Genomic DNA, 22,765 nt, shown 5'->3' on the forward strand with positions numbered 1-22,765 from the left:
TCTACAAGAAAAGACAATTTCTTCTTCAACTAAATAGCTGGTCGATCCGTAGAAAATGCTATATGATACAAATAGTTTTGCGAGATGGGAGTTTAACTGATGAATATTGCGAAAACAGCGATGATGATCTTGATATTGACGATAATTGGCCGATTTCTCGGATTTATTCGGACCATTTATATTTCGAATTATTATGGAACAGGGATGGAGGCTGACGCTTACTTTACGGCGTTAACCATTCCGATGACGTTGTTTCTGGTGATTCCCGGGGCGATGAATGCTGTATTAATTCCCACCCTGCGCGGATTACTGGAGAAAAAAGACGCGGCGCGGGCTCAGTCTCTCTATAATCAAATGCTCTTGATTGTGACATTGATTTTCCTTGTCATTACCGTAGTGGGGATCTGGGCATCTCCATGGATTAGCTCGATGCTGGGATTAACAGGCGCCAAAGCAGCTCTCGCCACACAATTGCTTCGCTGGATGTGGCCATCTGTTATCTTCATCGGCTGGGCGGGCTTATGGACCAGCTTTTGCAACGCGCATCATCACTTCTTCACGCCTACGCTCGGCAGTGTGGCGAATGGAGCGATGGTTATTCTTGCTTTCTATTTATTGGTTCCGTTTTGGGGCATTGATGGGGTAGCCATTGGGACAACCTTGGGATTTGTGGCGACAGCGATTGTAATGATGCCAACAATTCGCAAATTTGGTTACTCCATTGGTGCGCCATCTCGATTGGTAAATGATGAGATTATGCGTAGTATGGGGGAGCGCGTCATCCCCATTTTGATCGGCTCAACGATTAGTCAAATTACCACCTTTTTGGAACGATATCTGGCGGCGGGACTAGGAGAGGGAAAAGTAGCGGCGCTTTCCTACGCCAAGCAAATTGCCCAGCTTCCGACGGTGTTTTTCGTGGCCGCTTTTACGATGCCGTTATTTCCGCTGTTGGCTAGCTATGTCAAACGCGGTGAGATGGATCAAATGAAATCCATCCTGCAAAAAGGCATTCAGTACCTCTTTATCCTGCTTCTTCCGATGACAGTGGGGATGATGCTGTACGGAGAACCAATCATTCGCCTCTTCTTTGTGCGTCAAGGAGGAAGCTTCGATGAACAATCCGTGATTTGGACGACCTGGGGATTGGTGATGTACAGCATTGGTATATTCGCTCTGGCAGCGCAAGACATGCTGACACGCGCTTTTTACGCGCTGGAGAATACGCGTACTCCCGTGATCATCGGGGTGTTTGGTATTGGATTTTATCTATTGACCGCTTATATCAGTATCCCGTATCTATCTCACGGGGGTGTAGCGCTTAGCTATTCCGTATCGTTATGCTTCCAGACCATCCTGTTGTATCTGTTCTTATGGAAAAAAATCGGGCAGCCTCTCACAAGATCCTTCTGGATTACCAGTCTCAAAGCAACCGTCGCCAGTGCTCTCATGGCAGCGGCGATCATTGCGGGAGAGAGAATCCTTGCGGGACTGCCGGTTTGGCTGCATCTACTTATTGGCGTATCAGGTGGGGCCATCGTTTATCTGCTTGTCCTGATAGTCACCAAGGAACCGTTGCTGGGAGAAATACTGAATAAGCTGCTTCGTCGTAATCAACAAGCCAACCAAGCTTAAGGCAGGAAGTCAATCGTACAAACTTTACACGGTAGTCAGCGGGAATTCACGGATCGCATAGCGGATTTTACCAGACGGGGTGGCAGGAATCTGCTCCTGATATTGGACGTTGATATAAACATCTCCAAAGGATTGACGGATTCGCTCGACAAACTGTGATTCTGCTTGAGATTCGCAGTGATCCGGATTCTTCACTACCTGCAACGTAAACGCTTCAGGGGAATGCTGAACAATCTGGAAGGACTCGATTCCACTCAAATTCCTTGCGATATGATTAAAGAAGTGACCATGCACATATTCACCGTTCGATTTGACGAAGACGTCATCTTCCCGTCCTTCGATTCGCTCAAGAACGGGGGAGGTTAAACCGCACGAACACGGTTTGGGAGAAAGAGTCACAACATCGTTGAGCTGATAGCGAAGTCGCGGCATGGAGTAGTTGTGCAGATCGGTTACCAGAATCAAACCGTGCTCGCCAGCTTGTACAGGCTTCTTGGAAGTGAGATCTACTACTTCAACCAAGCAGTTGTTTTCAAATAGATGCATTTGTCGCTGCGGACATTGAAACGCTATGATGCCGCCATCACGAGCTCCATACTCATTGACAACAGGGCATTGAAATACTCGCTCAATTACCTCACGCTGTTCAGGGAGAAGGTTTTCGGCGGTCGAGACTACAGCCTTCAGACGAGTAACCTTTGGGATAAGCTGATGTTTCTCTAGCAATTTGGCAAACAGGGCGAGTGCAGAAGCATATCCGTACAAATACATCGGACGATATTTTCTGAGCAACTCGACATAGGAGTGAAGCTTGGTCTCCTGCAAATCATAGGCTGGAATGAACTTACGATTTTTCAGCAGCCGTTCTTTTAACGCATAGTTTCTGGATTGCTGCTGGGAAAGCTCAATGGGTGAACCCCAAATCATGACACTTGGATCACCTATGCGAATTCCGTGCCAGGAAAGGCCAGTCCAGCGTGCGGCTTCATAGTGCTCGATCGTATGTCGATCCAGATAAAAGCGGGTTGGCTCACCAGTGGAGCCCCCGGTTCGATTGGCGATGAGTGAAGCTTTCTGGATTCCTTTGGTCATATAAGCATACGGGTCATGGTTGAAATCTTTCTTGGTCAACACCGGGATTTCTTGTAAAAAACGAACAGGGTCCCAATCGGGTCGATGGATCGCCTTCTCAAAGGCGCTTTGATACCGCTGATAGGCCGGAACACGATGTACAGCGTGCGCCAATAGTTTGGTTAGCCTGTGTCGCTTGATCTGTTCCAATTCATGAACAGGCTTGCGTCCATGCATATCCATTTCACGCATAAATTGGCGTATCTGGTTGCCCTTGCGCTTTTCCATAAGTGGCCATTGAATATTGCGAATCAACCATCCGTGTATCGACATCTCGTAATCTCTCCTAACAGGAAATAGACAGGGAGTCGTCCCCTCATAACCCTAGTATTGCCATTGGATGGAAGGGTGCATTCTACCGAAGGAGTTAACTAATGAGTAAAAAAAGTCATTTTCTTAGCGGCGCTTTAATACTTGCCGCGGCCGGCATTCTGTCCAAAGTGATTGGAATGTTCTACCGCATCCCGCTGCAAAGCATCGTTGGAAATAATGGATTGGGGTTATATCAAGAGGTTTATCCGCTCTATCTGACCTTTCTGATTTTGGCGACGGCAGGGGTTCCAGTAGCGTTGTCGCGGATGATTGCGGAGGTGCTGGCGGAGGGGAAGCAAGAAGAGATCAAGCCGATTCTTGCCAGAAGCATGCTGATGATGGGGGGCATTGGGGTGATTTTATTCGCCCTGCTATACGTAAGTTCTCCATTTATCTCGATGGCAATGGGCAATCCCCATCTTGTCTCTCCCATTCGAGCGATCTCGCTATCCCTTCTGTTTGTCCCGTTAATCGCGGTACTGCGCGGGTTCTTTTATGGACAACAGAAGATGCTGATCATCGGTGTTTCGCAAGTAATTGAGCAGGCTTTGCGCGTCAGCTTTATTCTAATCGCGTCGCTTTATCTGGTGTCGCTTGGGGAAGATACGGATGCGGTCATTACCGGAGTGAATATAGGGACCGTGATCAGTTCGTCACTTAGCTTCGTGATCTTGATCGGGTTTTATGTATGGCACCTGCGCAGAGAGCCGCTTCCTCAGACAAGTGATTGGAGAAAACAAGCTTGGTGGGCAGATCGGCCATTTTATCGTAAAATGTGGCAAATCTCTTGGCCGATTTGTGTCAGCGCATTGGTGATTCCGATTTTTAGTTTGGTGGATTCTTTTCTGGCTATTAATATTTTTCGCTCCATTTGGCATTTGGACGCTGTGATGGCCGACACCTGGTTTGGCATTTACAGTCGTGGCGGCCCGTTGCTTCAGCTAGCCAGTTTGTTCGGTGCTTCCATCGCGCTCTCCATTGTGCCTGCGATTGCGATAGCGAAGCAGAAGGGAGATCAGAAAGAAATTCAGGGACTCACTCGAATCTCTTACCGATTTGCTTGGTTGATTGGATTACCGGCTGGTTTTGGACTGACAGCGATCTCAAAAGGAGCCAACCTTGCCTTATATGGCGATACAGATGGGACTGGGGCCATGGCCATACTGGGGATTAGCGCGATAACCCTGTCCATGTTGCTCGCCACCAATGGAATTCTGCAAGGGTTGGGACAAGAAAAAGTCCCCGCACGTCATCTCGCATACGGGGTTGGAATGAAAATCGTTGCTACTCTCGTATTTACCTCCTGGCTTGGAATGGATGGACTGGCATTATCATGGGTGGTTGCTACTTCTTTTACTTGTGCGTTGAATATCCGTGTCATTCGTCGTTTGGTTCCAATTAAGATTCATGTGCGTAAGGATTTTGTCTATCCGCTGATTGTGGCGATTCTGATGCTGGTTTTGGCGTGGGGAACTTCTAATGGAGTCATGTTTTACCTCAGCCATCACGTTCATTTGGGGCAACGCCTCCTTGGAGCCGTCCAGACGGTAGCCGGAGTGGGAGTCGGATTGATTTTTTACTTGGGAATGGCTTTCATTGTTCCATTACTAGACAAAAGCGAGCTGGAATGGCTGCCCGGCTCTACTTACTTCTCTAGAGTTCTTGAATCCATTGAAAGACGAAGATAAGCTTGCGGCGCTAATGTTTTCGGTACCGCCTGCTTTCCTTCCTAAAAGACAGAAGACCCGCAGAGATCTGCGGGTCTTTCCTATTCTATCGATAAAATTTTATTTCTTTTGATACACACACACGACCATTTTCACTAAGTACTCGCGAAGTCCCGGCAGTTTTGCCAAACCGGCAACGACAGAGCGAAGAGGGATCTCCGACTGGTATACGGCTGGATAGCGGACGCCCTTTTGAATTCGACGGAAGCGGGCAATCGTCATCCGGTTGATATAGGAGAAATATTCACGACCGTTGGCTTTGCGGCTGATCCGAAACCCAATTCGATCTTTCCCGTCCGGCAGATGACTGACTAGCTGTTTATACGCATCAATCATCGCTTGTTCAGAGAATAAGGAATGCACCCAAGGGATTCCAATCGCATCAGAGAGATGCGCCCCGTACGGATGGTAGTAAGGTGGGAAGTTAATGAAGATGTGTCCACCTTTTTTCAAGACGCGGAAGCATTCTTCCAACGTTTTTTCCGGTTGATCCACATGTTCCATGGCATCGTTCATGATGATAGTATCAAAGGTTTCATCAAGGAACGGCATATTGGACGCGTCACCTGTCATGAATTCGGCGATATCACCGAGCCCTTTTTCACGCGCGAACGCGTTGCCTTCTTCCGCATAGTGGGGCACGATATCAATACCGATAATTTTCTTTGGTTGATGTGTTGCGTAGTAGCACGTTTTACCGCCACCGCCGCACCCGATATCCAGGACGGTTTTTCCTGTGAACATCTGCTCTTGGGTATGGTAGGGAAGAAAGAATTGAATCGTTTGCTCTCCCTTGACGAATTGCCACTCGGTATAACTCATCTTGCCGTCATTCGCCAGGTTAAACGGATGAACGGGAAGGGAAAATAGTTTATTCATGGATATCAACAGATTTGAAGCAACAGACAAGATGATTTCCTCCTCTTGCACAACTAGTTTTGCTCTGGTTTATGGGACAGAGCCTGTAATACCAGCTCACTGCTCTTTTTGGCTTCCTTGGCCAGCAGTTGAGAGGTTTTAATAACAATTTGCTGTTCCTGCTCTCGATTTTCGGTACGCTCGTGTAACAGCGAAATGAACGACTTCGTATCCAGCTCTGTAATATGGCCCGCGCAAGGCATTTCGGAGCGCTGAACAAAGCGATCAATTTTGGGATCATAGGAAATCCCCAAGAATGGAACATGCAGCATACACGCCAGAATTAACGAGTGAAGACGCATCCCAACGACGTAGCTGCCAAGCTTCAACAAACTCATAATATCATGGAAATTGAGGTGTTCTTCTATGAGAGCGGCCCCAGGATTCTTCATTTGAGCAAGAATCTCTTGGGACGGAGCGATATCGCTTGGGTAATGCATGGGCAGGAAAAGAACATTCCAGCCTTTTTCCACATAAGTATCAGCCGCCTCGGCAATGACGGATTTGAAGTGTTGCTCCTGCTTCCAGTCACGCACGGAAAAAATAATCAACGGCTTGGTCAAATCATCAAAGAGCCCCTCCAGCAATTCCTTGCCACGTTCAATCGGGACCTCAGAAGGATGGATGGTCAAAGCCGGATCTGCTGTCACGTAAAGTGGAGCCTTGGTTACACCACAGCGTTTGAAGTCTTCACCTGACTCATAATCCCTGACAGTTATCACATCCACGCGGTTGACAACTTGCTTAATCATAAATCGGCTGAACGATTTCAGGATCGGACCGAATCCTTGCGCGTAGAATACCACCGGCTTACCCAGCATCTTGGCAATCGTGACGATTCCGAGGTAATATAGTACACTGCGAGGACTTGTTACATCCTGCATCAAGGTTCCGCCGCCCATTACGAGAAGATCACTCTTTTTTAATTCGCGGACAATAGTCTTCAAGTTCCAGCGATCAAAAGCAGGAATCCCAAACAGCGATGTCGTGCGTTTTGGCTGATTAGACAGGACAGAGAGTGAGATATGAGGTTGTTCCCGTCTAAGCGAGGAAATAATTCCATAGAGAACGACGTCGTCCCCGGCATTATTGAATCCATAATACCCGGAGATCAAAATTCGCGGCATGAGAGAACCTTCTTTCTTCAATCAAAATCAACAACAGGCTCATCAGGAGAGCTTGTCTAATTCGTAGGCACATCCTCAAGTATAATAGAAAAAATAGAAAGAAGTAAAGAGAATCCCCACCCAGCCTAAGCATCGATGACGATTGAATGGTCCAAAAGAAAGGAGAACGAGACATGGCATCCATGTGGTTAAAATATACGCTTGTGCTTTCCGAGGAAGTGGAGGAGATTTTTACCGCCTCCCTTTTAGAAAGCAACTATACATTAGGGTGGACTGAACCCCAAATCGAAGTTATTGTAACGGATAATGGCTATGATTTCGCGCAACAACAGGAGAAGCCGTTGATTGGGTATGTGTTTGAACCCTTACATGATTCCGTGGAGCAGGCAGTTAAGCAGTTCCGTGATTATCTGTCACGCTGGGAAAACCAGGTAAGTCTTATGGCTCACGAGCTTGTAGAGGAAGAGAACGAATCGTGGAAAGACGAGTTTCAACCCGTTACGGTGGGGGAGTGGGCCATTGCTCCATCTTGGACACCAGCGGAAGAGTTGCCAGATTCCTCCCATATTATGTGGATTGATCCCGGAGCGGCCTTTGGAACCGGTTATCATGTGACGACGCAGGATATGATCACGTATTTGCAAAAAATAAATCTTAATAATCAACAAGTACTGGATATTGGAGCAGGTTCGGGTATTCTCTCCTTATTCTGTGTCAAACTGGGAGCCGCCACTCCTGTCGTTGCCGTCGATATTAATCCGGAATCGGACTGGCAGATCAATCAAAACCTCACGCTGAACCAATTGCCAGGGGAAGCTGTTGAGGTCATCATTACAGACCCGCTTGCCCAAGATTCTACACCCTTGCCGAAAGAAATGGATCTGGTGATGGTCAACATTGGCGGCGATGAAGATATCACCATGCTCCCCGTGGTACGAAATTCTTTGCGAATCGGAGGTACCGCGATCTTATCCGGGATCGTGACATGGAATAAGGAAAAAGTGATCCAAGCCTACGCGGATGGAGGGTTTGAGCTTGTACAAGAGACGACCAGTAATGAGTGGGTGACACTTGTAACCAAGTTGTGCGAAAATAAAGAATAATCTTCAGAGGTACCCGAACGGAAAATTTGTGAGTTTGTCCGATGCCAAGTCAGAAACCGATTGGGTACCTATTTCGATCATTCGAGGGGGAGTGTCTGGTGGAATCCGTAGTGATTGTTGCTGCGGGCCGAACGCCAATTGGCACATTTGGCGGCTCGCTAAAAGATGTAAGCGCTCGCAAACTGGCGGAAGTAACGATTCGAGGTGTGATGGATCGCTCGGGCATTGATCCTTCACAAGTAAATGAAGTGATTCTCGGGAACTGCATCCAGCGGACAGATGAACCTAATATTGCGCGAACAGCGGCCATTGACGCTGGATTGCCCAAAGAAGTGACAGGTCATACTGTACAACGCCAATGCTCTTCCGGGATGCAAGCAATCGTGAGCGGTATTGGACAAATCCTCTTGGGTGACTCGGAAGTAGTGATTGCGGGTGGAGTAGAGAGCATGAGCAATGCTCCTTACGTCCTCAAAAACTCTCGCTGGGGCAAGAGACTCATGCACGGTGAGATGACGGATTCCATGTGGGAGCTTTTAACTGACCCCCATCACAACATTCTGATGGGTGAAACAGCAGAGCGTTTGGTGGACAAATATGGAATCACACGAGAGGAGCAGGATGAAATCGCCTATCGCAGTCATCAGAACGCGATCCGGGCAATCGAGAACGGATATTTCCAGCCAGAAATCATACCCGTCCCTTTAAAGAAACGAAAAGAGACGGTCCTGTTTGAGACAGATGAACACCCTCGTAACGATATGACCCTTGAGAGTCTAGCCACCTTGCGACCTGCTTTTCGTGATAACGGCACAGTAACGGCCGGCAATGCATCCGGTCTCAATGATGGCGCCTCTGCCGTGCTTCTAATGAAAGAGAGCAAAGCGAATCAGTTAGGATTAACCCCGCTGGCTCGAATTGTTTCCTACGCTTGGGCGGGAGTGGAAGCTGACTTGATGGGCTATGGTCCTGTTCCCTCAACACAAAAAGCCCTAGCCAAAGCGAATCTCACCCTAGCCGATATCGATTTGATTGAAGTGAATGAGGCATTTGCCGCACAATATCTGGCGGTAGAGAAGCTGTTGGAGCTGCCAAGAGAGATCACCAATGTCAATGGCAGTGGAATTGCGCTTGGCCACCCAGTCGGATCGACCGGTAGTCGAATTGTCGTTTCCCTCTTGCATGAGATGCAACGGCGGGATGTGAAGCGCGGACTGGCAACGCTCTGTGTGGGCGGAGGCATGGGAATGACCATGATCATTGAACGATAAACTGAATAAAACCTCTTGCTTCCGGCAAGAATGGAAGTGAAACCCCATCGTCCTATTCAAGAAGATGGGGTTTTCTTTTGATTTGGGAGGTTGGCTGTTCAGAATGAAGTCTCAAACCGCTAATCGCAGTCGGCGTATTATCCGGGTCATTGCTCTTTTCGTATTTGTTGGAGTGGTCGGCACGATCTTTTATACAATGTTCTCCTTTAATCAAATGACGAGGAATTGGTATCAACCCTTAACCAACGGTGCCCAAGCACAATCCCAAACACAACCGTCAGATCCTCCCCGCCTCTTTGCAAAGCCGCCCGTTCTGGAACTATTGAGCAAACCAGCGCCACTCAAGCCTTTTACGCTGCTGTTGATCGGCATTGACAGTCGAGACGGTGAACGGGCTCGTTCCGATACGATGATTCTTGCTGCTGTTCACCCCGAGAATCAACGCGCTTATTTGCTCTCCATCCCTCGCGACACCTTCATGAATATCCCAGGCAGAGGGTATGACAAAGTGAATCATGCAATGGCCTTTGGCGGTCCCAAGCTGGTCAAGCAGTCATTGGAAAGCTATTTTCATTTAACAATCGACAAGTACATGACGATCGACTTTGAAGGGTTTCGCAAAATTGTGGATGAACTGGGTGGCGTGGAAGTCAATGTGAAAAAAACGATGAAATATACCGACCCGACAGATGATACCTATATTGATTTGAAAGCCGGTCGGCAAACACTGAATGGCAAGCAGGCGCTTGATTATGCAAGATACCGCAAGAGCGACCAAGGAGCGGATGACAGTGACTACGAACGGATTGTCCGTCAGCAAGAGATTTTGAGTGCGCTCGCTAACAAAGGGGATTCTGTGCAAGCCTTTGTCAAAGCGTTTAAGCTGATGGATGTTCTTGGACAGCACGTCAAAACAGATTTAACGGATCAGGAAATTGCCTCGTTGTTAGTCACCTACTACGATCCTAAAAACAACACCCTCAAGACCGATACGTTAAAAGGATCAGACGAGCGCATCTGGAGACATGGCATTCGCGGGTGGTATTACTTGGTCACTGAAAAGGAACGGACGAGAATTCATCAGAGATTTAAACAAGCGTTAGCTCCGTGACTCTTAAGCTCAACTTTTCTGCCCAAGAGGAGGATGGTTGGGCTTTTGTGAAATTTTTGTTGGAAAATTCTTTATATTTCGAATACAATAACAAAAGGAAGAGGTTATGAATGCGTATCGAACGGGAAAATGAGCAATTCAAAGGTGGAGGGATTTACATGTCAAATGCCAAGCCTTGGATCGCCAGTTACCCCAAAGAAATCCCAGCGTCATTGGAATACCCCCGTGTTCCTCTTACGCACTTCTTAGAGCAGGCGGCAAAGGATTTTCCAAATCAGAATGCTCTATACTTTATGGGTCGACGGATTTCGTATTCAGAACTTTTGGAAATGTCTTATCAATTTGCGCATGCGTTAATCAAACGCGGTGTAAAAAAAGGGGATCGAATTGCCATCATGCTGCCGAACTGCCCGCAGGCGGTGATTGCCTTCAGCGGAGCGTTGTTTGTCGGTGCGATAGTGGTGCAAACCAATCCTTTGTACACAGAGCGCGAACTTGTTCATCAGATGGCTGACTCCGGGGCCGAAACGATTATCACCCTAGATGTTTTGTACAATCGTGTGATGGCCATCCAATCCCGAACTTCACTTACTCGAGTGATTGTCACGAGCATTTCGGATTACTTGCCTCTTATTAAGAAACTTTTGTATCCATTCGCCCAACGTAAACAAGCTCCTATCCCTAAGATTTCATACACGAACGGTGTGGAATCTTTTATTCAATTGATAAAAGAAAGCGTTACCACTCCTGTACAGGTACAGATCGATCCCGAGAAGGATCTGGCGTTGCTGCAATACACAGGTGGTACAACGGGTATTGCCAAAGGGGTTATGCTCACACATAAAAATTTGGTTGCTAATGCTACACAGTGCAGAGCGATTCTTTATAAGTCGAAGCGAGGACAGGAAAAAATTCTCGGAGCCTTGCCGTTCTTTCATGTGTATGGAATGACCACGATCATGACCTTGGGGATTCTCTTTGCTGCCGAAACCATTTTGATTCCTCGGTTTGACGTGAAGCAAATACTGGAGGCCATCCACAAGGAGAAACCAACACTTTTCCCCGGCGCTCCCACGATGTATATCGCTTTAATCAACCATCCAGATCTGAAAAAATACGACTTATCCTCGGTTGAGGCTTGTATAAGCGGATCGGCGCCTTTGCCTGTAGAGGTGCAACAGCGATTTGAAGAATTGACAGGAGGTAAATTGGTTGAAGGGTATGGCTTAACGGAGTCATCGCCGGTGACACATGCGAACCCGATATGGGGGCACCGCATCAACGGAAGTATCGGTCTTCCTTGGCCAGATACAGACGCCAAGATTCTTGAGTCGGGCACAGGGGAAGAACTTCCGCAAGGGCAGGTGGGTGAGCTTGCCGTGAAGGGTCCGCAAGTCATGTTAGGATACTGGAATCGACCGGAAGATACGGCGGCAACGCTCAAGAATGGCTGGCTGTTAACCGGGGACATGGCCTATATGGACGAGAATGGCTACTTCTACATCGTGGATCGCAAGAAAGATATGATCATTGCGGGCGGGTACAATATTTATCCACGCGAGGTTGAGGAAGTGCTGTTTGAGCATCCGGCGATTCAGGAAGCGGCGGTAGTTGGCGTGCCTGATCCGTATCGTGGAGAAACCGTTAAAGCGTTTATTGTGAAGAAAAAAGATCAGGACGTAACGTCAGAAGATTTGAATCAGTTCTGCCGTAAACGCTTGGCTGCCTACAAGGTTCCCCGCCTCTACGAATTCCGTGACGAGCTTCCCAAAACAATGGTGGGCAAAGTACTACGCCGTCATTTGCAGGAAGAGAGCAAGAAGCAGGCGAAAGAAGCGGCGAACCATGGAGAACCTAACGATAATCATCAGCAAACCGTATAACAAATAAAAATCGGTGTCCACATGGGCACCGTTTTTCACGGACTACAATATAGAGGTGAGATAAAATGAAAATTGGATTTTTGATTGTAGATATGCAAAAAAATTTTTTACAAGATCAAAAGGAATCGCTTCATGTCGAAAGAGCTTGTGAATACATAAACTATGTGGCTGACTTGCTTCGTACATAATGGCGCAATCGAAAGAGGTTTTAAAACTGTGATGTTGCAGAATGGAATTTTAAGTACAAAAGCTGATGTGATCAATCAGACGTATCGTGATCGAAATATCATTTCCTATCCAGTAATTGAGTGTATGACGAAATAAAAAGGTACGATTACCGGAAGAAGATTTGCATGTAGAAAAGGAGGGGGCCACAACACCCTTCTTTTTTTGTAAATGAATATCAAATGATTTAGGTTCCGGGTGTGCGTATATGGAGTAATCACAATGTCACTTGTCAAGTTCGAGATGTGGTATAATATTCCAGATTAAAATATAGATAAATTACCGCAAACGGAATGAGGAGAGTTTCATGTTTAATCGCAAGTTTTTGGGAATATGGTTACTAATCGTTGCAATACTCATGTCGATACACTATGGCTTCAAATTGAACGAACAAACAACTTTTAGCACTGTTACAACAACAGTTTCGATCCCAGTAAGCAGCCCTGTCTCAAGCTACACTACTCCAAGCAATACCTCATCGAGTATCCCAACGCCATCACAGGTAAATGCTCCGACACAGACGTATTCAGCTGTACCAAAGGCTACTGTAAGCCCGAAATCGGGAAGTGTTAAACCTGCACAGACGAAGCCCGCAACATCGACAAACAAATCAACTTCTGAGAAAAAGCAAGATCAACAACCACCTGCAACTGTACAAGAAACCGGATCGATAACCAAGCGAGGTACATCTCAACCAAAAGGTCAAACAAACACTACAGCACCTAAAGAAAGCAATTACAATACAGGTTCATCATCTTCAACCTCTAAAACTTCATCTACTTCATCAAATTCATCTTCTGTTTCGAAATCTTCATCGATTTCAAGCTCATCTCCGAGTTCGTTTTCATCTTCACTGTCAACGCCAAGCCGTTCTCAACCACCCAATACCTCAAGCGGGAGTAGCGGGACGATTACGAGAAGAAGATAGCATGAAGAAATATAAGGGTGCCTTACAAGTAGCGCTAATCTACTTTAAGTGCACCCTTCCTTTTTCTTACCTATAGATGGGAGGCTCCTGATCCCGCGAAATCTCCACATCCTCATCATGTACATCAATCGCGCCGTACACGTTGAGCATGTCAAGTATGGTTTCTCGTAGTGCGGGGTTGGCGATTCCGACCGTCATGACTACTAATCCGCGTTCCACATGGGAAGCCATTGACTCTGCTGTATAGCGGTTAATTCCTAAATCAACGATCCCGCCTACAATTCCTCCCGCCGTCACACCCGTTAAAGCCGAAAGAATCGGTCCGACAGCAAGAATCGGCCCAATACCGGGGATTAAAAGGGTGGTCATCCCAATCGCAAGTCCAAATCCACCGCCGATCAACGCTCCATAACCAATCCCGTCAGCAATCGTGTCTGCACTTAAATCGCTGGAGTTTTTTTTGTCGTCCGACATGTGAACAATCGAGATGTCTTCCCGGTTCACGTAGGCTTGGAGGGCATAATACGCCTGCTCTGCTTTCTCGGGTGAATCAAAAGTAGCGATAACGTGAGATTTCATTACGCTCACACCTCCTACAAGGATTTCAGGTACTTAAAGATCGCGTTGATTTGCTCTGTATCTAATCCCAGATTAGGCAGGGCAGGCATTTGACCGCGTCCGTTTAACAAAGTGTGGCGTATTTGGTCATCCGTCAACCGTTTGGAGACCCCAGCAAGTCCGGGCCCGACGAGCTTTTCATGCGTTACGTTATGACACGCTGTACAGTTCTGCTGAAAAAGTTGGGCTCCGTCATAGGACGCGTTCTTCTTGCCGCCCGGACCTGTTGATTCCAGCCGGTCATTGATTGGTGTAGCAAACGTGGCATATCCAAGCCCCCATATTCCCAGCACAATGTAGACAGCGATAAGAAACTTGGGAACCTTGGCGTTGCCCATCCGAATCCCCGAGACTTCGTGGTATCTCTGCTTGGTCAGGTCTTTCTTTTGGTTCTGATCGTTTTTATCTGTCGGCATCCTTGATCACCTTCCGATCGTTGTGGGCGAAGAGGTGGTGCCAGCGGTTGAAGGAGCAGGTTTGAGACTCATCAGATAGGCAATTAAATCCTCCCGCTCGTTCACCGTTAAATAGTTGTAGGAGGGCATGATACTGCCTGGGAGAACACTTCGCGGGTTATCAAGATGCTTGCGATGCCATTCCGGACTCGTCCTTTTCCCTACCCACATCAAATCTCCGCCTGTCCGAACCGTCCCTTGCATGACGGGAGAATCGTAGTAATAATCTTGGGGGATTGATACCGGTCCCAAAGAGGTGTCCGCCTTTACCGCTCGGACGTACTGGGTATGGCAGGTGTGACAGCCTTCCCGGATATAGATTTGACGGCCGCGATACTCGGCAGAATCCGGACTGTAGTTGCGGCTCATCGCCGTCGCGTTCGGTTGGCTCATGGATGGATCGTAGAACGGCAGGTACACGGTAGCGAGCGTCCCCATGAAAAAAATAACGAGGGAACCAACGACAAAGGGGGCGATGTTCGTCTCCTTTTGTGCCAAACGAATTGCTCCTTTCTATTCGAAATCCAAACAACGCTCACGCTGTTTTTTGGCCGGAGGTGACCACAATCTTGCCGTCTTTCGCGGAACGGTAAATGTTGTAAAGAAAAACCAGGGTGCCAATGAACATCATGATCCCGCCTGTAGCCCGGATGATCGAGAAGGGGCGAAGGGCAGTCATTAACTCGACAAACTGAATCCCGTACTGTTTGCCGTCAGCCCAGCCCAATCCTTGCATGACGCCCTGCGTCCAGGTGCTAAAGGCAAACAACAAAAAGCCAATGATTGAAAACCAGAAGTGAGTCTCTTGCAATCTGCGGCTGTATATCTCTCGTCCAGCCCAGTCCGGAAAGCTATAGTAGATCAGGGCAAAGTTAATAAAAGAAAACGCTGCAAACAATGGCATGTGGGCATGTCCAACAATCCAGTTGGTGAATTTCAACACGGAGCTTGGGCCCATCAAACTTTGAAAAGGACCCTGCAAGCAGGTAATCAAATAGAAGATCGAGCCTGTAATCACGAATTTTAGCGATATGTTCTCAGCAACAACCTGCCATTTGCCTTTCATGGTGCCAAATACATTAGCAAGTACTGTCCATACCGGAATGATCAACAAGATAGAGGGGATGGTGCCTGCCTTCATCACCCAAGCGGGAATCGGGCCGTTTTGTAAATGATGGGGTCCATTCCAGACATAGAAGGTGGCAATCGTCCAGAATCCGATTAACGACAGCTTATGACTATATAAAGGATTCTTGGTAAGCTTCGGGAGCAGGTAGTAGATGAACCCGACGCCTACCGTGGTAAACCATAAGCCAATCACGTTGTGTCCGAAGAACCATGCGGCCAGAGCTTGGGGGATACCGCCAATCCATCCGTTTGGTATATTGCCGATGATGTACAAAAAGGGAAACCACAAAAGGGAGCCCATAAAATACCACAGACTGACGTATAACTGCTTTTCTTTTCGATTGATGATTGTTCGATAGCAGATGAAAATGATGCAGATAAACAGTACAGCGAGAACAATGTCAATCGGCCAGAGAAATTCCGCATATTCAATTGCGGTGGTGTAGCCAAGGGAGAAGGTAATGACACCAACACCGACAACGATGTTCCATAAATATCCGACAATCATCGCCAGTCGGGGATGTTGAAGCGGAGACCTTGTTAACTTCGGGATGACATAGAACAGTCCAGCAACTTGGGCGATGGAAAGCCAGCCATACAGGACACAATTGGTATGAATGGGGCGGATCCGTCCGTATGACAGATATTTTTGTAAAGCACCTATCACCAGGAAGTCTGGCCATACGTACTTGAAGGCAAGCGTCAAACCAACTAACATGCCAAGGGTCAGCCAAAAGAGTGCGGAATAGTAAAGGTAGCGCACCGCTTTGTACGAGGCGTCTTGAGTAGTAGTCATTGGCAAATTCTCCTTTCCTTGTGCTCTGATGTAAGTATTACCAAACGCTCTTGGACTATGCACCGGAGAGGGATTGACACTGATTCAGCTGATGGTTTAAACTTGTAAGTGAATGAATAGTCATTCATTCTAGTATGAATTTTTGGAAACTTATGTGGAGGTTTGTTATGGCTAAGAAGACGGGGGAAAAATATGAAGCCATCATTGATGCGGCTGTACGCGTAATCGCGAAGCATGGGTATCACAATGCCCAGGTATCGCGTATCGCCAAGGAGGCGAAAGTAGCGGACGGTACGATCTACCTCTACTTTGAGAACAAAGATGACATACTGATTTCTCTGTTCAACGAGAAGATGGGGCAATTCATTGACACATGTCATGAACGTATCCAACAAGCCGAATCAGCGGATCAGAAAATTCGCGAGTTGGTCTCGACTCACTTGGGTTTGATGGCCCAAGATCCAGAGATGGCGATTGTCACGCAGATTGAGCTTCGTCAGTCCAATCCGGAAGTAAATCAAGGGATTGGCGCTATTTTGAAAAGATACTTCAATCTGATTGAAGACGTCATCCGCTCAGGCATAGAAGACGGGATCTTCCGTGAAGAGCTGGATATACGGATGGCTCGCGTGATGATTTTCGGAACGATTGATCAAGCGGCTACTTCTTGGATCATGAAACAATTCAAGTACGATCTCATTTCTCTCGTTGACCCCATTCATAACCTCTTCCTAAACGGTTTGATGAAAAAATAGCGTAAGAAAACGCTTTTTTTGGCATTCCTCATTTGATACAATGAGTTTATGCCTGAATTGAGCGACCGCTCATATGGTAGGACGTGCCAAATAGAGGGGAGTGGGGAAGTAGATGCAATTTTCCAATGTGTCGTTGGCGGTTGAGGAACGAGTAGCTGTTCTCTCAATTAATCATCCACCAGCCAACGCGTTAAACAAAGCAACGTTGGAAGGCTTACAAGCTGCACTTGATCACCTGGAGCAAGACTCGCAGGTAAAAGTGATTGTATTGACTGGTGAAGGACGCTTCTTCATCGCGGGTGCAGATATTAATGAATTCACAACACTGACCAATGATCAAGCTCATCAGATGGCTGAAGCTGGCCAAAAGATTTTTAATCGTCTGGAAACTTTCCCAAAACCAATTATTGCCGCAATTAACGGCGCATGCTTGGGTGGAGGACTGGAACTGGCGATGGCTTGCCATATTCGTTATGTTGCGCAAGAAGCCAAACTGGGGCTTCCCGAGCTCAATCTGGGACTGATTCCTGGATACGGCGGTACACAGCGTTTGCCGCGTTTGGTCGGTCGGGGCACAGCTACCAAAATGATTTTGACCTCAGAAATGATTGGCGGCGAGGAAGCGTTTCGTATTGGCTTAGCTGACGCGGTGTATCCTTTGGAGCAACTGCTGGAGGAAGCCAAGAAGCTGGCAGCTGCTATCGCTACCAAAAGCAGTGTAGCGATTCGTTATGCGCTTAGTGCCGTACAAGCTGGTTTTAATAAAGGATTTGAGGAAGGTCTTCAACAGGAAGCGCAGCTTTTTGGAGAGGTATTCCGTTCTGAAGATATGAAGGAAGGCGTCAATGCCTTTTTAGAAAAACGCAAACCCCAATTTAAGGATCGATAAGGAGGAAATCGTATGAACATTCTAGTAGTTTTGAAACAGACGTTCGATACGGAAGAAAAAATCGTGATTTCTGACGGCAAAATCAGTGAAGACGGGGTTGAGTTCATCATCAATCCTTATGATGAATATGCGGTAGAAGAAGCGATTAAATTGAAAGAAGAACACGGCGGAGAAGTAACGGTTGTTTCTGTGGGACCAGATCGCGCAGAAAACGCGCTTCGCACAGCGCTTGCTATGGGAGCTGACAAAGCGGTTCTCGTAGATGACGAAGCTCTCTTCGGTGATGAATATACGACAGCTAAGGTACTTGCAGCCGTCGCTAACAAAGTTGGATACGATATCATTATCGGCGGTCAAATGGCTGTTGATTCTGGCGCTGGACAAGGCGGACCACGTCTGGCTGAAGAATTGGGCATTAACCACGTATCTACCGCTGTGAAGCTTGAAGTGAACGGTTCTTCTGTACGCGTAGAGCGTGACATCGAGGGTGACCTGGAAGTAGTAGAAACCTCTCTTCCTGTATTGATCAGCGCTCAACAAGGCTTGAATGAGCCTCGTTATCCTTCTCTGCCTGGTATCATGAAGGCAAAAAAGAAACCGTTGGATCGTCTATCCGCTGATGATTTAGGCTTGTCTCCTGATGCGGTACAAGCAAAAACAGCCATTGTCGATCAATACCTGCCTCCGAAAAAACAAGCAGGTCGCGTTCTTTCTGGCGATACGCCAAGCCAAGTGGCAGAATTAGTATCCTTACTTCGCAACGAAGCGAAAGTAATCTAAGGGAGAGAGGGGATTCATTATGAAAAAAGTACTCGTTCTAGCAGAAGCACGTGACGGTCAACTTCGTAACGTTTCATTTGAAGCACTTGCGGCAGCGGCAACTATTGCTGAAGGCGGCGAAGTAATTGCAACCGTATTTGGACCAGGCGGGGAATCACATGTATCCGCACTCGCTTCCTATGGAGCATCCAAAGTGTATGTCGTAGCGAATGACGCTTTGGCGCAATACACACCAGATGGTTTCACCCAAGCGTTAGCGCAAGTGGTTGCGGATGTGAACCCAGACGCAATCATTTTGGGTCATACAGCGATTGGCCGCGATTTGGCTCCTCGCGCAGCGGCACGCCTTGGCTTAGGCTTGGTGTCTGACGTAACTGCGGTGGAAGCTGGCGGAATTTTCACTCGTCCCATTTATGCAGGAAAAGCGTTCCAAAAACGCAACTTCACAGATAGCAAAATCTTCGTAACTATCCGTCCGAACAACATTCCGGTTGGCGAAGCGGACAGCACCAAAACTGCGGAGACTGTTTCATTCAACGCTGAGATTAAAGACCTTCGTACCATTGTTAAAGAAGTAGTGCGCAAAACTTCCGGTAAAGTAGACCTCTCTGAAGCTAAAGTCATCATCTCCGGTGGCCGTGGCGTGAAGAGCGAGGATGGCTTTAAGCCGTTGGATGAGTTGGCTGAAGTGTTGGGCGCGGCAGTAGGAGCTTCCCGCGGAGCTTGCGACGCCGGCTTCTGCGACTACGCGTTGCAAATCGGTCAAACCGGTAAAGTGGTTACGCCTGACCTGTACATCGCATGCGGGATCTCCGGAGCGATCCAGCATTTGGCTGGGATGTCCAATTCCAAAGTAATCGTCGCCATCAACAAAGACCCAGAAGCGCCAATTTTCCAAGTGGCTGACTATGGGATCGTGGGAGACTTGTTCGAGGTCGTTCCACTTTTAACAGCAGAATTCAAAAAAGTATTGGTGTAATCCACCCGCTATTGAAATGAAGTCGAGGAGAATATCCTCGGCTTTTTTTATTTTAAGTTGGTTAAAGTAAGTCGTAGATTATCTGTTTGAAATTGAATGTTTTTACCATTATTATTATAAATATGGTAAAAATTCGATAGAAAAAGGTGCATAGCATGTCTGAAACGATGGTGAACTGGCTATCTCATAGTATTGGTATGTTGCTCATTGTAGCGTTTTCATTGCCCAGTTTTGTGCTGATTTGGATGGCTAAGAAGGTGGCTATTCATCGGGAACTGAAACTTGAAGAAGTACAAGCTGTCGACCTTGTCGCAGGGGAATCGATTCAGCCTTACTCTGCCCCGAAAAAGGACGAGATTATTCAACAGTTTAACAGAGATATCTTCATTCAAAAGGTCCCGTCCAGCGAACTTCCAAACGGTGAAAAGCATCTGCGGATACAGACGAACAACGAAATCATCCATCTATATCACAAAGATCAAGAAGATATGTACATTGAGCGGGTCAATTCAAAGGGCAAAACGAAATCGTACTGGGTGAGAAGCCCCTTTCTTTCGAGTGAATTGAATGCCTAATTTCCTAAAGGACAGATAAGAATTGGCTTGATAAAAGCAAGGTAACGGGACAAAATAGGTAAAGCAGATAAAGTGTCAACTGACGTGGTCAATTCTAATATTGAATGGTATACTTTAACACGGTGGAAGTTTTTATGTGAAAAATGAGGGAGGATTCCTACATGGCTATTCTTAATACAACGGATCAAAATTTTGCTCAAGAAGTAGAGCAAGGCGGAGGAACCGTTCTTGTTGATTTCTGGGCTCCTTGGTGCGGTCCTTGCAAGATGATTGCTCCAGTCCTTGAACAAATCGATTCTGAAATCGGTAACAAATTAAAAATCGTGAAAGTAAACGTTGACGATAACCCAGATTCTGCTGGACGTTTTGGTATCATGTCCATCCCAACTTTGTTGTTGTTCAAAGATGGTCAACCAGTAGACAAAATCGTTGGTTTCCAACCAAAAGAAGCACTTCTTTCTACTATTAACAAACATCTGTAAGAGATAGTGTTGAGCAGCCTTGCCATATGGCGGGGCTGTTTTTTATATTGTTGAAAAGTCGAATTGCTTTACAGTGGTTTCGACGGGAACGTTTGTGCTACGATAAAGAGGTTGAAACTGTTCATCTGAAATGAGAGGAGGGACCAGGATGAAGACGATCAAAGACAAATTAGCGGTTCTGCCGGATAAACCAGGCTGCTACCTGATGAAGAACGCGAATGGTGAAATCATATACGTCGGCAAGGCCAAAGTATTGAAAAATCGCGTTCGCTCCTATTTCACAGGCAGTCATGACGGCAAGACGCAGCTGTTGGTCAGTGAAATTACTGATTTTGAATACATCGTCGTTTCCTCCCCCATTGAAGCTCTGCTTCTGGAGTGTAATTTAATCAAACAATACAATCCGAGATATAACGTCTTGCTGAAGGATGACAAGACGTATCCTTACATTAAAATCACTAACGAAGCTCATCCACGACTAGAGATCACACGCAAAGTGCTGAAGGATAAAGCCAAGTATTTTGGTCCTTATCCGAATGCCGGAGCCGCTCAAGAAGTGAAGAAGCTGTTAGATCGACTCTACCCGTTAAGAAAATGCCAGACGATGCCGAAGCAGGTTTGTTTGTACTACCATCTAAGTCAGTGTCTTGCTCCCTGCGTATATGAAGTGGACGCGGCACAGAACGAGCGAATCGTCGAGGCAATCGCCAAGTTTCTTGACGGCGGGCATGAAGAGATGAAAAAAGAGCTGACCGAGCGCATGCACCAAGCAGCGGAAGAGATGGAATTCGAGCGGGCGAAGGAGCTGCGAGACCAGATTCGCAATATTGAGGCGGTTATGGAGAAGCAGAAGGTGACCTTTACGGATACGGTGGATCGGGATATTTTTGGCTTTGCTGTGGAGAAGGGCTGGATGTGCATTCAGGTCTTCTACATGCGCCAAGGAAAAATGATCCAGCGGGAAACCACGATGTACCCATACTATGGGGATGAGACAGAAGATTTCATGTCGTTTGTTACCCAGTTTTATTACGATAAACAGCAGGCATTGCCAAGAGAAATTCTTTTGCCGGAACGAAGTGAGGCTGAACTGCTGTCAGAGTGGCTGAATGTCAAGGTACTGACTCCTAAGCGAGGGAAAAAGCACGAGCTGGTGAAGATGGCCGACGAGAATGCGCGCATCGCTTTGCAGGAGAAATTCGCTTTAATGTCCAAAGATGAGGCGCGAACTATTCAGGCGGTACACAACCTTGGGCACGTTCTAGGAATAGGGGTAGCCAAGCGGATTGAGGCGTTTGACAACTCCAATATTCAAGGAGCTGAGCCGGTATCCGCGATGGTTGTCTTTACTGACGGTCGCCCGGATAAGAAGGAATACCGCAAGTTCAAAATAAAAACCGTTGAGGGCCCCGACGATTACGGCTCTATGCGGGAGGTCGTGCGCAGGCGCTACACCCGCTTGCTAAAAGAAAATCAACCGCTTCCTGACCTGATTGTCATTGATGGCGGAAAAGGACAAATATCGGCGGCGATGGACGTGCTCGAGAATGAACTTGGACTTTATATACCCGTCTGTGGTTTGGCGAAGGACGAGAAGCATAAAACGGCACAGCTGTTGTTTGGAGACCCACCAGAGCCCGTTGATTTAAAGAGGGACAGTTACGAATTCTACTTGTTACAGCGGATACAAGACGAGGTTCACCGCTTTGCGATTACCTTCCATCGCCAGTCGCGCGGAAAAACAATGCTGAGCTCCCAATTGGATGAGATTCCGGGAATTGGCGAGAAGCGACGCAAGCTCTTGTTCAAACATTTTGGTTCACTCACCAAAATGCGTGAGGCAAGCGTAGAGGATTTCCGGCAAATCGGTATAGGTGACAAGCTGGCGCGAGAGATCATCGAGAAGCTGCGCAAGCTGGACACCTAAAACAGTCATG

At 47.2% G+C, this 22,765-nt stretch carries 21 protein-coding genes; 13 read left to right on the forward strand and 8 right to left on the reverse strand.

The genetic code is table 11. The features are described 5' to 3' along the window. Positions 1-99 precede the first annotated feature (99 nt). Complete coding sequence (gene murJ, locus ACQCN2_RS01830; RefSeq protein ID WP_426927176.1) at positions 100-1,635, forward strand: murein biosynthesis integral membrane protein MurJ; 1,536 nt, start codon at positions 100-102, stop codon at positions 1,633-1,635. A 24-nt stretch (positions 1,636-1,659) separates the two neighbouring features. On the opposite strand, the gene ACQCN2_RS01835 is transcribed toward murJ, so the two are convergent. Then, positions 1,660-3,039, reverse strand: a complete 1,380-nt coding sequence (locus ACQCN2_RS01835; RefSeq protein WP_426927177.1) for a phenylacetate--CoA ligase family protein — start codon at positions 3,037-3,039, stop codon at positions 1,660-1,662. 101 nt (positions 3,040-3,140) lie between these two features. Between ACQCN2_RS01835 and ACQCN2_RS01840 the strand changes: the two genes are divergently transcribed. After that, a complete protein-coding gene (locus tag ACQCN2_RS01840; RefSeq protein ID WP_426927178.1) occupies positions 3,141-4,766 on the forward strand; it encodes a putative polysaccharide biosynthesis protein in 1,626 nt (541 codons plus the stop codon). Between the two features lie 99 nt (positions 4,767-4,865). Here the strand turns inward: ACQCN2_RS01840 and ACQCN2_RS01845 are convergent, their stop codons facing one another. Next, on the reverse strand, positions 4,866-5,714 hold the full coding sequence (locus ACQCN2_RS01845; RefSeq protein WP_426927179.1) for a class I SAM-dependent methyltransferase: 849 nt from the start codon (positions 5,712-5,714) through the stop codon (positions 4,866-4,868). A 23-nt stretch (positions 5,715-5,737) separates the two neighbouring features. Next, a complete protein-coding gene (gene csaB / locus ACQCN2_RS01850) occupies positions 5,738-6,850 on the reverse strand; it encodes a polysaccharide pyruvyl transferase CsaB (protein ID WP_426927180.1) in 1,113 nt (370 codons plus the stop codon). 173 nt (positions 6,851-7,023) lie between these two features. Between csaB and ACQCN2_RS01855 the strand changes: the two genes are divergently transcribed. The 4 genes from ACQCN2_RS01855 to ACQCN2_RS01870 all read left to right on the forward strand — a co-directional run bounded on the left by ACQCN2_RS01855 (position 7,024) and on the right by ACQCN2_RS01870 (position 12,218). Then, positions 7,024-7,953, forward strand: coding sequence for a 50S ribosomal protein L11 methyltransferase (locus ACQCN2_RS01855; protein ID WP_426927181.1), 930 nt, complete (start codon positions 7,024-7,026; stop codon positions 7,951-7,953). Between the two features lie 98 nt (positions 7,954-8,051). Further along, on the forward strand, positions 8,052-9,224 hold the full coding sequence (locus ACQCN2_RS01860) for a thiolase family protein (RefSeq protein ID WP_426927182.1): 1,173 nt from the start codon (positions 8,052-8,054) through the stop codon (positions 9,222-9,224). Positions 9,225-9,327: 103 nt separating this feature from the next. Further along, a complete protein-coding gene (locus ACQCN2_RS01865; RefSeq protein WP_426927183.1) occupies positions 9,328-10,335 on the forward strand; it encodes an LCP family protein in 1,008 nt (335 codons plus the stop codon). A 158-nt stretch (positions 10,336-10,493) separates the two neighbouring features. Next, positions 10,494-12,218 carry a long-chain-fatty-acid--CoA ligase gene (locus tag ACQCN2_RS01870; RefSeq protein ID WP_426927508.1) on the forward strand — a complete coding sequence of 575 codons (1,725 nt, stop codon included), beginning with the start codon at positions 10,494-10,496 and terminating at the stop codon, positions 12,216-12,218. A gap of 678 nt (positions 12,219-12,896) precedes the next feature. On the opposite strand, the gene ACQCN2_RS01875 is transcribed toward ACQCN2_RS01870, so the two are convergent. The 5 genes from ACQCN2_RS01875 to ACQCN2_RS01895 form a co-directional block, all read right to left on the reverse strand. Continuing rightward, the gene (locus ACQCN2_RS01875; protein WP_426927184.1) at positions 12,897-13,052 is read right to left on the reverse strand and encodes a hypothetical protein; all 156 of its coding nucleotides are present in this window, start codon (positions 13,050-13,052) and stop codon (positions 12,897-12,899) included. A gap of 385 nt (positions 13,053-13,437) precedes the next feature. Then, a complete protein-coding gene (locus tag ACQCN2_RS01880; RefSeq protein ID WP_426927185.1) occupies positions 13,438-13,950 on the reverse strand; it encodes a hypothetical protein in 513 nt (170 codons plus the stop codon). A 14-nt stretch (positions 13,951-13,964) separates the two neighbouring features. Next, positions 13,965-14,405 carry a c-type cytochrome gene (locus ACQCN2_RS01885; protein ID WP_426927186.1) on the reverse strand — a complete coding sequence of 147 codons (441 nt, stop codon included), beginning with the start codon at positions 14,403-14,405 and terminating at the stop codon, positions 13,965-13,967. 6 nt (positions 14,406-14,411) lie between these two features. Continuing rightward, a complete protein-coding gene (locus tag ACQCN2_RS01890; RefSeq protein WP_426927187.1) occupies positions 14,412-14,942 on the reverse strand; it encodes a cbb3-type cytochrome c oxidase subunit II in 531 nt (176 codons plus the stop codon). A 37-nt stretch (positions 14,943-14,979) separates the two neighbouring features. Then, the gene (locus ACQCN2_RS01895; protein ID WP_426927188.1) at positions 14,980-16,368 is read right to left on the reverse strand and encodes a cbb3-type cytochrome c oxidase subunit I; all 1,389 of its coding nucleotides are present in this window, start codon (positions 16,366-16,368) and stop codon (positions 14,980-14,982) included. A 167-nt stretch (positions 16,369-16,535) separates the two neighbouring features. On the opposite strand from ACQCN2_RS01895, the gene fadR reads away from it, so the two are divergent. From fadR to uvrC, 7 genes are all read left to right on the forward strand, one after another. Further along, entirely contained in the window at positions 16,536-17,123 is a 588-nt protein-coding gene (gene fadR / locus ACQCN2_RS01900) for a fatty acid metabolism transcriptional regulator FadR (protein ID WP_426927189.1), read from the forward strand. A 112-nt stretch (positions 17,124-17,235) separates the two neighbouring features. Next, entirely contained in the window at positions 17,236-18,012 is a 777-nt protein-coding gene (locus ACQCN2_RS01905; protein ID WP_426927190.1) for an enoyl-CoA hydratase, read from the forward strand. Between the two features lie 12 nt (positions 18,013-18,024). Continuing rightward, positions 18,025-18,792: an electron transfer flavoprotein subunit beta/FixA family protein gene (locus tag ACQCN2_RS01910; protein WP_426927191.1), complete on the forward strand. Its 768-nt coding sequence runs from the start codon at positions 18,025-18,027 to the stop codon at positions 18,790-18,792. Positions 18,793-18,808: 16 nt separating this feature from the next. Further along, on the forward strand, positions 18,809-19,771 hold the full coding sequence (locus ACQCN2_RS01915; RefSeq protein WP_426927509.1) for an electron transfer flavoprotein subunit alpha/FixB family protein: 963 nt from the start codon (positions 18,809-18,811) through the stop codon (positions 19,769-19,771). Positions 19,772-19,926: 155 nt separating this feature from the next. Continuing rightward, positions 19,927-20,346: a YfmQ family protein gene (locus ACQCN2_RS01920; protein ID WP_426927192.1), complete on the forward strand. Its 420-nt coding sequence runs from the start codon at positions 19,927-19,929 to the stop codon at positions 20,344-20,346. A 161-nt stretch (positions 20,347-20,507) separates the two neighbouring features. Further along, the gene (gene trxA, locus ACQCN2_RS01925) at positions 20,508-20,828 is read left to right on the forward strand and encodes a thioredoxin (protein ID WP_426927193.1); all 321 of its coding nucleotides are present in this window, start codon (positions 20,508-20,510) and stop codon (positions 20,826-20,828) included. Positions 20,829-20,976: 148 nt separating this feature from the next. Then, complete coding sequence (uvrC, locus tag ACQCN2_RS01930; protein WP_426927194.1) at positions 20,977-22,755, forward strand: excinuclease ABC subunit UvrC; 1,779 nt, start codon at positions 20,977-20,979, stop codon at positions 22,753-22,755. Positions 22,756-22,765: the final 10 nt, after the last annotated feature.

This window comes from Brevibacillus ginsengisoli (assembly GCF_050113715.1).
GTDB lineage: Bacteria > Bacillota > Bacilli > Brevibacillales > Brevibacillaceae > Brevibacillus_H > Brevibacillus_H ginsengisoli.